Below are 10,867 nucleotides of genomic sequence, written 5' to 3' on the forward strand. Positions count from 1 at the left end.
CAACCCTTGACTATGACTTATTGAGCAACAGTCTTTTACAGGATCTGCAACAATACAGCTCGAAAATTCAACTTCGCGACAGTTTGTCGCACCCCGCTTGCTAGCCCTCGAAGCCGCATTCTGCAAGGCCTGGAGGTTGATCTGGATCAAGCGGGGAGCAACATTTCGCTCTTCTCACGCGGCGCAAAAGAACCTTTGCAGCTCGGTACTTTTGTCTAAGCCTGGCGTCGGTTGCGGTAGATACCGAGCGGAACCAGAACTGCTGTCAGGACGAACGCCAGCAGTGCCCATTGTGCCAGCGACAAGCCGAGGATCGGTGGATACGGCGTACTGCAGAAACCGTCGACCTGGAATACCAGCGGCCAGAGCTTGGCCAGCGGCAGGTCGTCGACGATCGGCTGCAGGGTATCGATGCCACAACTGACCATGGGGTTGGCGAGTATATACACATGGTTGCCGGCCGCAACGATTCCACCAATTGCGCTGAGCACCACCAGCGCCTCGAAGAAGGTCAGGCTGCGGCGCCCGGGCATCGCCGCCGCGATGAAGGCGAACAGGGCAATGAACAACAAAGCATAACGCTGCAGGATGCACAGAGGGCACGGCGCCTCGCCGAGCACGATCTGCATGTAGAGAGCGCCGCCGATCAGCGAAATGCAGATCAGACCCAACAGCACCAGGAAGCGCCGTTCCCGATTAAGGCGCGATGTTTGTTCGTTCATTGCCGGTTCCTTCGATGGATAGTCGCAGCGTGGTCCGCCTGCCTGGGCGCAAGTCTACACGCAGAGCAAGGCCTGTGAGCGTGCCGAGGAAGCGGCGTGATAGCGCGGCGCGGGGCTATCCGGTGTGGCTGAGACCGGCCGCAGCGACGTCGGTTCAACGTCGGGCGGCAAAAAGCGGCTGCCCAGGTGCCGCGCAGGGCCAGGCCCCTCGACACCCGGGAGTGAAGGATACCGTGATTAAAGGAGAATTAAAGATGAAAACTGTACAGCGGTTTTCACCTCTCCTTATAAAGGCATTAAGGTGATGCGTGCCCAGCCGCTGGCAAGCCAGCCCCCAGGCAGCGAATGCAATCGACCGTTTCGTTCTCGATTACCCACGGGCGGGAGCAACTGCGAGGGAGCTGGCTTGCCAGCGGCTGGGATGAATTCTTGTTACAAGCCTGTACCGGCTCTTTCACGGGTAGACCCGCGAAGAGTCCGGTACAGGCGTCACATCACTCCAGCGCAGCCGCCGGCCCGAAGAACTCGTAGCGGCTCTGCTGCTCCGGTACCCCCAGGCCTTTCAACTGGCGCTTGATCGCCGCCATGAAGCTCTTCGGCCCGAGGAAATAGGCGTCCACGTCACGCTCGCGCGGCAGCCATTCGGCCAACAGCTCTTCACTGAGCAAACCAACGGCATCGGCCGCAGCAGCCCCTTGCGGCTCGGCATAGCAATAGAAGCGCTTGAGCTGTGGATGACGCGCAGCCAAGCCGTCTACCCAGTCACGGAAGGCATGTACGCCACCGTTACGCGCACAATGGATGAAACGCACCTCGCGCCGGGTCTGCAGGGCCGCCTGCAGCATAGCCAGGGTCGGGGTGATGCCTACACCCCCGCTGATCAGAACCAGCGGCTTGTCGCTGGCAGCCAGGGTGAAATCGCCGGCCGGCGGGAACAACTGCAGGGTATCCCCAACCGCCAGCTGGTCGTGGAGGTAGTTGGAGACCTTGCCGCCCGCCTCGCGCTTGACGCTGATGCGATATTCCTTGCCGTCGCAGAGTGCCGACAGCGAATAGTTGCGGCGCTGCTCGGCGCCGTCGATGTCCAGCTTCAGGCCGATGTACTGGCCAGGTTCGGCCTTGAGTACCGGCTTGCCATCCACCGGCGCAAAGTAGAACGAGACGATCTCGCTGCTTTCCTGCTCACGGCGTACCAGGCGGAATTCCCGGGTACCGCGCCAGCCACCTTCGGCTTGTTCCTTCTGTTTGTAGAGGTTCTCTTCCGCGCCAATCAGGATGTCGGCCAGCTGGCCATAGGCCGCGCCCCAAGCCTCGATGACAGCGGGGGTGGCGATGTCCTTGCCCAGCACCTCTTCGATGGCGCGCAGCAGGCAACTGCCGACGATCGGGTAGTGCTCCGGCAGAATCTGCAAGGCGACGTGCTTGTTGATGATCTGACCGACCAGGCCGCCCAGCTGCTCCAGCTGGTCGATATGGCGGGCATACATCAGCACGCCGTTGGCCAGGGCGCGTGGCTGATCCCCGCTGGCCTGGTGGGCCTGGTTGAACAGCGGGCGCACCTGCGGGTACTCGCTGAGCATCATTTGGTAGAAGTGGGTGGTCAGCGCTTCGCCGCCGCTTTCCAGCAGGGGGACGGTGGCCTTGATGATTGCACGTTGTTCGGCATTGAGCATTGCAGCAACTCCTGAGCCTGTGGCTTCGAATGACTGCCATGGCTATTACAGCAATCGTGCCAGGTTCTAACCTCAGTAAAATCAAGGGCTTGACAGTGATCATGTCAAAACGACCCGGCGCAGCGTATAGTCATATCGACCTATAGGAGTCCATATGACTGCAAAGCCGTTGCTCACCACCCTTCTGCCCTTGGTCAGCGACCTGTCCCGCGACCTGCCGGACCAGGAACGTTACCGGCGCCTGTTGCAGGCCATGCGTGGACTTCTGCCGTGCGACGCCGCCGCGCTGCTGCGTCTGGATGGCGAGTGGCTGGTGCCGCTGGCGGTGGACGGCCTGAGCGCGGATACCCTCGGCCGGCGATTCCGGGTCAGCGAGCATCCGCGCTTCCAGGTCCTGCTCAGCCGCCCGGAACCCACCCGCTTCGCCAGTGACTCCGAACTGCCCGACCCTTATGACGGCCTGGTCAACGCCGCCGATGCCAACCTGGAAGTTCATGACTGCATGGGCTGCCCGCTGATGGTCGATGAGCGCCCCTGGGGCCTGGTCACGCTCGACGCCCTTACCCCAGGGCAATTCCAGAGCCTGGAACTGGATGCCCTGCAGGCCTTTGCCAGCCTGGCCGCTGCCACGGTCACCGTGGCCGAGCGTATCGAACACCTGGCCCTGCGCGCCGAAGACGAGCACCACCGTGCCGAGATCTACCGCCAGGCCAGCGGCCAGGACAGGGAACTGATAGGCCAGAGCCCGGCCCATAAGCGCCTGGTAGAAGAAATTCGCCTGGTCGGGGGCAGCGACCTGACCGTGCTGATCACCGGTGAGACCGGTGTCGGCAAGGAGCTGGTGGCGCAGGCCCTGCACCGGGCCAGCAACCGCGCCGAAAAGCCGCTGATCAGCCTCAACTGCGCCGCACTGCCCGATACGCTGGTGGAAAGCGAACTGTTCGGCCATGTACGCGGCGCTTTCACTGGCGCCCACGGCGAGCGCCGCGGCAAGTTCGAGCTGGCCAACGGCGGCACACTATTCCTCGATGAAGTGGGTGAACTGCCGCTGGCAGTACAGGCCAAGTTGCTGCGGGTATTGCAGAGTGGCCAGCTGCAGCGCCTTGGCTCGGACCGCGAACACCGGGTGGACGTGCGCCTGATCGCCGCCACCAACCGCGACCTGGCGGCAGAGGTGCGCAGCGGCAACTTCCGCGCCGACTTCTACCACCGCCTGAGTGTCTACCCGCTGCATGTACCACCGCTTCGCGAAAGAGGCCGCGACGTGCTGCTGTTGGCCGGCTACTTCCTCGAACAGAACCGTTCGCGCCTGGGCCTGAACAGCCTGCGCCTGAGCAGCGGCGCCCAGGCGGCACTACTGGCCTACGACTGGCCGGGCAACGTGCGGGAACTGGAACACCTGATCGGTCGCTCTGCGCTCAAGGCGCTGGGCCAGCACGCCGACCGGCCACGCATTCTCACCCTTGAAGCCATGGACCTGGACCTGCGCGCAACGGTAACGCCCACCACGCTCGCCTCCCCTGCCGCGCCAATGCAGGAAGCGGCGCTGCCCGAGGGCGGCCTGCGCGAAGCCGTCGACCTGTACCAGCGCCAACTGATCGAAGCCTGCCTGCAACGGCACCAGCACAACTGGGCGGCTGCCGCCCGGGAACTTGGCCTGGACCGGGCCAACCTCAGCCGTCTGGCCCGCCGCCTGGGGTTACGCTGACGGGGTGTCGCTAAAGCCCGAACAGATCAGGCCGATAACCGGTTACCCCTGTTCCCGACGAAGGTCACCATGGCCACGCAAAATGCCCGCGCGGACTCGCTGTCCCTGCTGCTGTTCACGCTGCGCAGCGGCAAGTTGATGGCAATCAACCTGCTCAAGGTCAGCGAGATCATCCCTTGCCCACCGCTGACCAAGCTGCCCGAGTCGCACCCCCACGTAAAAGGCGTGGCGACCCTGCGCGGCAACCCGCTGTCGGTCATCGACCTGTCCCGCGCCATCGGCGAACGGCCACTGGCCGACCCGGACGGTGGCTGCCTGATCGTCACCGAGATCAGCCGTTCGCGCCAGGGCCTGCATGTGCAGGCGGTCAGCCGCATCGTGCATTGCCTGAGCACCGACATCAAACCGCCGCCCTACGGCTCGGGCAACCGCTCGTTCATCACCGGTGTAACCCGGGTCGACAATACCCTGGTACAGGTGCTGGATATCGAAAAAGTCATCCACGCCATTGCCCCGCCGGCACCCGAGCCCCCCCAAAGCCCCCTGAGCGAAGAAGACGTCAGCCTGTTGGCTGCCGCCAACATCCTGGTTGTAGACGACAGCCAGGTGGCCCTGCAACAGTCGGTGCACACCCTGCGTAACCTCGGCATGGAATGCCACACCGCGCGCAGTGCCAGGGACGCCATCAATGTCCTGCTGGAGCTGCAGGGCACCGCACAGGAGATCAACATCATCGTCTCCGATATCGAAATGTCCGAGATGGACGGCTACGCGTTCACCCGCACCCTGCGCGAGACCCCGGACTTCCAGCACCTCTATATCCTGCTGCATACCTCGCTCGACAGCACCATGAGCGCCGAGAAGGCCAGGCTGGCCGGGGCCAATGCAATCCTCACCAAGTTCTCCTCCCCGGAACTGACCGATTGCCTGGTAGTGGCAGCGCGTACCGTGGTGTTCGCCGAGCGCTGACAAATCCTGCGACAAACTCCCCGGCTTGTCATAGGGGTTGAGATGGGCATAATCGCGCCTCTCGCAAGCCACTTGCCGGAGTCGTCCATGAAGTTCTTCAGCGCTATCCTGATCACCTGTGCCCTGTTCAGCGCTATCGCCCAAGCCTCCAGCAGCCAGGCCTGGAACGAGCAGCGCCAGCAGATGCTCAAGGCCTGCCTGGCCGCCAGCCAGTTCAAGGACGCCCACGTTCGCAGCAAGCCTGCCGAGTTCGATGACCAGGTCGGCATGAGTGCCCTGCTGATCGAGGGCGTCTACCCACAGCAACACATGCAGCAGCGTACCGGCACCGAACTGTGCCTGTACGACCGCCGCCAGCAACGGGCTTTCGTCAGCGAATGGAGCCCGGAGGTCAAGTGACCGACAGCCTGCGTTTCGCCTGCACCGGCTGCGGCAAGTGCTGCACCGGCCACCACGTGCCGTTGACCCTGGCCGAAGCCCGTCACTGGGCGGCGGATGTCGGCCAGGTGGTGGTCCTGATCGAAGCTTTCGTGACCGATGGCCCTGGCATGCCGCTGGAGCAGCGTGAGCATGTGATGCGCCGTTCCCATCCCGTGCGCTGCGGCACCGGCGAGGTACGCGTCGCGGTGACCTTTGCCGCGTTCAACCCCGGGCGCTGCCGCAACCTCGACGACAATGACCGGTGCACCATCTATGACCGCCGCCCGCTGGTCTGCCGCATTTATCCGGTAGAGATCAACCCGCATATCCCGCTGCGGCCTGCAAGCAAGGACTGTCCGCCGCAAGCCTGGCAGCAGGGGCCTGAGCTGATTCACGGCACGCAACTGCTCGATGCCGGGTTGCAGGCACTGGTGCACGCCTCGCGTGAGGCCGACAGAAACGACATCGCGGCCAAGGTGCAGGTATGCCAGGCGCTAGGTATGACTACCAGTGCGCTCAAAGGCAATGGCTTTACGGCTTACCTGCCCGACATGGGCGCGTTTGCCGCCGCCCTGGCGCAACTGCCGGAAGATGACGGGGCAGCTTGGGTCCTGCATGTGGAGGACCAAGCGCTAGGGTCGAGCTTGCAGGGGTACGGCTTGCACATAACTCAACAAGCCTCGCTGTACTACGCCTTCATCGGCTTCTGAACAAGCCGTCCCGCCTAGCACGGGGGTTCACGGCGAATGGCGATTGCTTTGCTGTGCAATCATTACCTTTTGCGCAACAGTGCTTATCGCACTTCGCTCTGTTTCAAGTGTATTGAAAGGGCTAACTTTAGCCCTGTCCTCATTAGCACTTGCACTGCAAGAAGGTAGTTTCAAATGTCCAACAGTAAGGGTATTGCCAGCGTCTTCGTCCTGTCTTCCCTGTTGTTGTCGCCGCTGGCCATGGCCGAAGAATCCCAGGCTTTCATCACCCGTAATGCCGAGTTGGCCGCCGTTCATCAGGAAGCTCGCAACGCCATCGCCGCGCAGCAGTCCGATAGCACCAAAGACGCAAACCAGACAGCTTCCAAAGTTTCTGTCGACACCAATGCCGACAGCTGAGCGAGCGCAGTTACTGCTCCCGATTTCCCTTGGCTACGCCATGGGCACCACCGGTGCCGATATGTTAGCCTTTTAAAGCCGCTGCCGATCAGCGGCTTTTTTTATGTGCTTCAACTATCAGCCCGGCTGTAACCTTTACCTATAAAAACACGCACATTCGAAAATAAAAACTGCCCCACCGCCCGACCCAAGGAGCTAGTACCGGTGCCTTCCGCGTTTCGTTTTACCCCGCTGTTCATTGCGTTGACTGCAACGATCCCTTTCGCCACCCAGGCAGATGAAGACAAGGCTGATGGCTTCATCGAAGGGTCGTCCCTCAACCTGCACTTTCGTAATGCCTATTTCAATCGCGATAACCACAACGCCAGCGTGCGTGACACCCGCGAGTGGGGTCAGGGCGCGGTGGCGCGCTTCGAGTCGGGCTACACCCCGGGCGTGCTTGGCGTTGGCCTGGATGCCCATGCGATGCTGGGCCTGAAGCTCGATGGCGGTGGCGGCCACGCCGGCACCAGCATCCTGCCCGAGCACATCAAGGACGACGGCGAGCTGGGCGCAGCCCCGCATTCGTTCTCCACTGCTGGGGCCGCGCTCAAGCTCAAGGCGTTCGACACCGAGTTCAAGGCGGGTGACCTGTTCCTCACCAACCCGGTAATTGCCGGGGGCGAAAGCCGCATGCTGCCGCAGACCTTCCGTGGCGTGAGCCTGACCAATACCAGCATCGACGGGTTGCTGCTCGAAGGCGGCCAGGTGAGCTTCACCAAGCCTTACAACCAGAGCGGCCACCGCCGCATCGACACCTACTACGGCGCGCTGGACGAGCACGACAAGAGCAAGCACCTGAACTGGGCCGGCGTGTCGTGGAGCGGCACCCCGAACATCACCACCAACCTGTATGCCGCCGAGCTGAAGGACATCTGGAACCAGTACTACGCTGACTTCGACTACACCTACGTGGTCAACGACCTGGTCAGCCTGAACCCGGGCATCCACTTCTACCACACCCAGGAAACCGGCCAGGCGCTACTGGGCAAGATCGACAACAATACCTACAGCGTGCACTTCACCGTCAACGCCGGGTACCACAGCGTCACCGCCGCCTACCAGCGGGTCAATGGCGACACGCCGTTCGACTACATCAACCTTGGTGACAGCATCTACCTGGACAACTCGCGCATGTACTCGGACTTCAACGCGCCGAACGAGCGCTCATGGAAGCTGCAGTACAACTATGATTTCGCCGGCATGGGTGTGCCAGGCCTGACCAGTTCGCTTTCATATTCGCGCGGTGAGGCCGATCTGACCAAGGCTACCCAGGACACCAGCCACTACGACTACTACCGTGCCGACGGCGAGAACGCGATGCACTGGGAGCGTGACCTGGATGTGAAGTACGTGTTCCAGGAGGGCGACCTCAAGGACTTGTCGGTCCTGGTACGCTATGCCGTGCACCGTGGCAGCCAGGGTTATGCCTCGATCGACAGCAACAGCGATAACGATGAATTGCGAGTGATCGTCGATTACCCGTTGAATGTGTTCTGATTCGAAACCGCCAGCGAGGGCCTTGCCCTCGGTTCGCCGACGCGGTGGATGGCACCGGCTTCGCCATAGATCGCGGCTGAAGCCGCTCCTACAGCTACCGCGTCAACTCGAAGCCGGCACAAAACCTCGAGCGGATTTATCCGCGAGGCAGGCGGCGCGGTAGCTGTAGAAGCTGGCTTGGCGGCGATGGGCTGCGCAGAATCGCTTGCGTGATTCCGTCGGACAAATCTTGTTCGACAATCCTCACTTCCCTAGAATGGCGCCGCCGCGAATGGCCCTGCCCACGCAGTAGCGAGCATGATCCCCCGACCCCCGCGTTTCGCACTCTACAGGTCACACCCCGAGCTGTTCCTCAACCTGGGCAGTTGCCTCGCCGTGCTCGCCATTGTAGCCATCGTCAGCTACTTGCTGGCCCGTGAGCGCGACAGCGTCGAGCTGTCGGCGATCCGCTCGTCCAGCAACATCGTCGAGCTGATCGAAAGCGACATCCTGCGCAACGCCGAGCTTTACGACCAGTCCTTGCAGGGGCTGATCTGGGCGGTCGGGCGCAAGGAGCTGGCGCAGATACCCGGCCCACTGCGCCAACGCCTCCTGTTCAATGAAGCCTTTGTCGACCGTAAGCGCGGGGATGTGCTGTGGCTGGACAAACAGGGCAACGTGGTAGGCGACTCCACCAGCAGTGTGCCGCGCAAAGCCAACTTCGGCGACACCGGGGTATTCCAGGCGCACCAGCGCAATGCCAACCTCGGCTTGCTGGTGGGCCCACCGTTCAAGGCCCTGCTCGGCGATCTGGACTGGTGCATCAGTTTCAGCAGGCGCATCTCCGGGCCCAATGGCGAGTTCGCCGGGGTGGCCGCGGGCGCGTTACGCCTGTCGTACTTCAGCGAGCTGTTTCGCCGCCTGGATATAGGCGACGACAGCAGCATCAACCTGCTCAACACGGACGGCCAACTGCTCGCGCGCCAGCCATCGCGCAAACAGGATCCGCTGATCGGCAGCAACTACGCCGACCGACCCAATTTCAAACGTATCCTCAACGAACAGAGCGGCAGCTTCACCGCCCGCTCCGGCAGCAGCGCAAAGCTGCGCATCTATACCTTTGCGCGCGTCCACCAGTTGCCATTGATCGTGCTGGTTGCGCATTCGGCCGATGAAGTGTTCCAGTCATGGCGCCGCACTGCGATCATGGTCAGTGTCGCCACCGGGCTGCTGTGCGTGGGCATCCTCTGGCTGACTTTGTTGCTGGGCCGCGAATTGCGCCGCCGACAAGAAGCTGAACAAGGCCTGGAAACCCTGGCCGCCACCGATAGCCTGACCGGCCTGGCCAACCGCCGCCGCCTCGACCAGGTGTTGCGCCAGGAGTGGACGCGCGCGCAGCGTAGCCGCAAGCCATTGGCAGTGTTGATGGTGGATGTGGACCATTTCAAGGCATTTAACCAGCGTCATGGCCACGCTGGTGGCGACCATGCCTTGCGCGAGGTGGCAAAAACCATCGAGGCATGCATCCGCCGCCCCGCCGACCTGGCGGCACGCTATGGCGGTGAGGAATTCCAGGTGGTGCTGCCGGAAACCGATCTCGCCGGCGCGCAGCTGCTGGCCGAGCGCATACGCGCCAGTGTCGAGGCGCTGGCGCCGTTTGCCGATGACGCCCGCTCGGTCACGGTAAGCATCGGCATCGGCCTGTCAGACACCCAGCACGACCTGGCAAGGGTGCTGGGTGCTGCAGATGAGGCGCTCTACCGGGCCAAGGCCAAGGGCCGCAACCGGGTAGAGGGGCCGGCCGATTAGGACCGGGCGCGAGCAGCGTCGCGCAGCGCCTTGACCTGATCATGGTTGCGCTGCACGCCCTGCAGCTGCTTCTCCACCAGGTTGTAGGTCTGGTCGCTGGCGGTGCGGCCCAGCTTGACCAGTTTTTCGCGGGCATCCTTGTAGGCCTTGAGCGCATAGTCCTCACCACGCTCGACCTCGTTCAGCACGGCTTCTTCGCTCTTGCCGGTGAGCATGGACTTGAAGTTGACCCAACCACGGTGCAGGTCACCGCTCAGGCTGGTCGAGGTTTCCGGGTCACCGCCCAGGCGGCGCACCTCGCTCTGCAGCTCGGCTGCGGCGTTGCCACATTCGCCAGCGCGCTGTACGAAGAAGGCCTTCAGTTCCGGGTTCTTGACATCATCGGCCGATTCGCGAAAACCCTTTTCGCCGTCCTTGCTGTACTCGATGAGGTCGTTCAGTACATCGATCACATCTTTGTTCGGGTTGCTCATGGCAAAACTCCTTGGCAGGTGATAGTCCACAAGACAGGAGCAGCGATCGTGCCAACCCGTTTCAAAACAGGAAACCTAAGAATATCAATCAGTTAGGCGAACCACCGTGACGCCGGCAAGCGGCGTTCTGCATGATTGCCGCTTGGGCATTCGTGCAGATTGCAGTATGGTCGGCGCTCCCTATGGCCAGGTGTGCCGATGATGAAGCCGGAAACCCTCGAACTGCTGGTGACCCGCAGCATGCCGTTTGGCAAATATCAGGGCCGGGTCATCGCCGACCTGCCGGGCGACTACCTGGCGTGGTTCGCGCGCAAAGGGTTCCCGTCGGGGGAGCTGGGCGGGTTGTTGGCGCTGATGCACGAGATCGACCATAACGGGCTGGGCGATCTGCTGGTGCCGTTGCGGCAGAAACATCGGCGCTAGCCGGCACAGACTCCTCGCCGGGTAAACCCGCAAAGAGCCTGTG

The 10,867-nt window shown here is 62.5% G+C and carries 11 protein-coding genes; 8 read left to right on the top strand and 3 right to left on the bottom strand.

Annotated features, from left to right (window positions below; translation table 11 throughout):
- Positions 1-215 precede the first annotated feature (215 nt).
- Both B4L76_RS08280 and hmpA read right to left on the bottom strand, forming a co-directional pair.
- Complete coding sequence (locus B4L76_RS08280; protein ID WP_170028313.1) at positions 216-722, bottom strand: disulfide bond formation protein B; 507 nt, start codon at positions 720-722, stop codon at positions 216-218.
- Positions 723-1,216: 494 nt separating this feature from the next.
- Positions 1,217-2,395 (bottom strand): NO-inducible flavohemoprotein, encoded by a 1,179-nt coding sequence (gene hmpA, locus B4L76_RS08285; RefSeq protein ID WP_296231752.1) that lies wholly within the window; start codon positions 2,393-2,395, stop codon positions 1,217-1,219.
- A 154-nt stretch (positions 2,396-2,549) separates the two neighbouring features.
- On the opposite strand from hmpA, the gene norR reads away from it, so the two are divergent.
- The 7 genes from norR (at position 2,550) to B4L76_RS08320 (ending at position 9,928) form a co-directional block, all read left to right on the top strand.
- Positions 2,550-4,103 (top strand): nitric oxide reductase transcriptional regulator NorR, encoded by a 1,554-nt coding sequence (norR, locus tag B4L76_RS08290; protein WP_296231753.1) that lies wholly within the window; start codon positions 2,550-2,552, stop codon positions 4,101-4,103.
- Between the two features lie 69 nt (positions 4,104-4,172).
- Positions 4,173-5,072: a chemotaxis protein gene (locus B4L76_RS08295; protein ID WP_296231754.1), complete on the top strand. Its 900-nt coding sequence runs from the start codon at positions 4,173-4,175 to the stop codon at positions 5,070-5,072.
- A gap of 87 nt (positions 5,073-5,159) precedes the next feature.
- Complete coding sequence (locus tag B4L76_RS08300) at positions 5,160-5,471, top strand: hypothetical protein (RefSeq protein WP_296231755.1); 312 nt, start codon at positions 5,160-5,162, stop codon at positions 5,469-5,471.
- Positions 5,468-6,202 carry a YkgJ family cysteine cluster protein gene (locus tag B4L76_RS08305; protein WP_296231756.1) on the top strand — a complete coding sequence of 245 codons (735 nt, stop codon included), beginning with the start codon at positions 5,468-5,470 and terminating at the stop codon, positions 6,200-6,202. Before B4L76_RS08300 ends, B4L76_RS08305 begins: the two co-directional genes overlap by 4 nt.
- Positions 6,203-6,376: 174 nt before the next feature.
- On the top strand, positions 6,377-6,601 hold the full coding sequence (locus B4L76_RS08310) for a hypothetical protein (RefSeq protein WP_296231757.1): 225 nt from the start codon (positions 6,377-6,379) through the stop codon (positions 6,599-6,601).
- Between the two features lie 204 nt (positions 6,602-6,805).
- On the top strand, positions 6,806-8,140 hold the full coding sequence (locus B4L76_RS08315; protein WP_296231758.1) for an OprD family porin: 1,335 nt from the start codon (positions 6,806-6,808) through the stop codon (positions 8,138-8,140).
- A 297-nt stretch (positions 8,141-8,437) separates the two neighbouring features.
- A complete protein-coding gene (locus B4L76_RS08320; protein WP_296231759.1) occupies positions 8,438-9,928 on the top strand; it encodes a sensor domain-containing diguanylate cyclase in 1,491 nt (496 codons plus the stop codon).
- On the opposite strand, the gene B4L76_RS08325 is transcribed toward B4L76_RS08320, so the two are convergent.
- Positions 9,925-10,401 carry a ferritin-like domain-containing protein gene (locus B4L76_RS08325; protein ID WP_296231760.1) on the bottom strand — a complete coding sequence of 159 codons (477 nt, stop codon included), beginning with the start codon at positions 10,399-10,401 and terminating at the stop codon, positions 9,925-9,927. The two genes, B4L76_RS08320 and B4L76_RS08325, sit on opposite strands and share 4 nt — an antisense overlap.
- 201 nt (positions 10,402-10,602) lie before the next feature.
- Between B4L76_RS08325 and B4L76_RS08330 the strand changes: the two genes are divergently transcribed.
- The gene (locus B4L76_RS08330) at positions 10,603-10,824 is read left to right on the top strand and encodes a DUF3820 family protein (protein ID WP_289134240.1); all 222 of its coding nucleotides are present in this window, start codon (positions 10,603-10,605) and stop codon (positions 10,822-10,824) included.
- Positions 10,825-10,867: the final 43 nt, after the last annotated feature.

Origin of the sequence: Pseudomonas sp. UBA4617 (assembly GCF_002386445.1) — a bacterium.
Lineage (GTDB): Bacteria > Pseudomonadota > Gammaproteobacteria > Pseudomonadales > Pseudomonadaceae > Aquipseudomonas.

Bases quoted from the DNA above. Each gene is read 5' to 3' on its own strand.
- B4L76_RS08325 (WP_296231760.1), bottom strand. From the start codon at position 10,401: ATGAGCAACCCGAACAAAGATGTGATCGATGTACTGAACGACCTCATC.
- norR (WP_296231753.1), top strand. From the start codon at position 2,550: ATGACTGCAAAGCCGTTGCTCACCACCCTTCTGCCCTTGGTCAGCGAC.
- B4L76_RS08310 (WP_296231757.1), top strand. From the start codon at position 6,377: ATGTCCAACAGTAAGGGTATTGCCAGCGTCTTCGTCCTGTCTTCCCTG.
- B4L76_RS08295 (WP_296231754.1), top strand. From the start codon at position 4,173: ATGGCCACGCAAAATGCCCGCGCGGACTCGCTGTCCCTGCTGCTGTTC.
- B4L76_RS08330 (WP_289134240.1), top strand. From the start codon at position 10,603: ATGAAGCCGGAAACCCTCGAACTGCTGGTGACCCGCAGCATGCCGTTT.
- B4L76_RS08320 (WP_296231759.1), top strand. From the start codon at position 8,438: ATGATCCCCCGACCCCCGCGTTTCGCACTCTACAGGTCACACCCCGAG.
- hmpA (WP_296231752.1), bottom strand. From the start codon at position 2,395: ATGCTCAATGCCGAACAACGTGCAATCATCAAGGCCACCGTCCCCCTG.
- B4L76_RS08280 (WP_170028313.1), bottom strand. From the start codon at position 722: ATGAACGAACAAACATCGCGCCTTAATCGGGAACGGCGCTTCCTGGTG.
- B4L76_RS08300 (WP_296231755.1), top strand. From the start codon at position 5,160: ATGAAGTTCTTCAGCGCTATCCTGATCACCTGTGCCCTGTTCAGCGCT.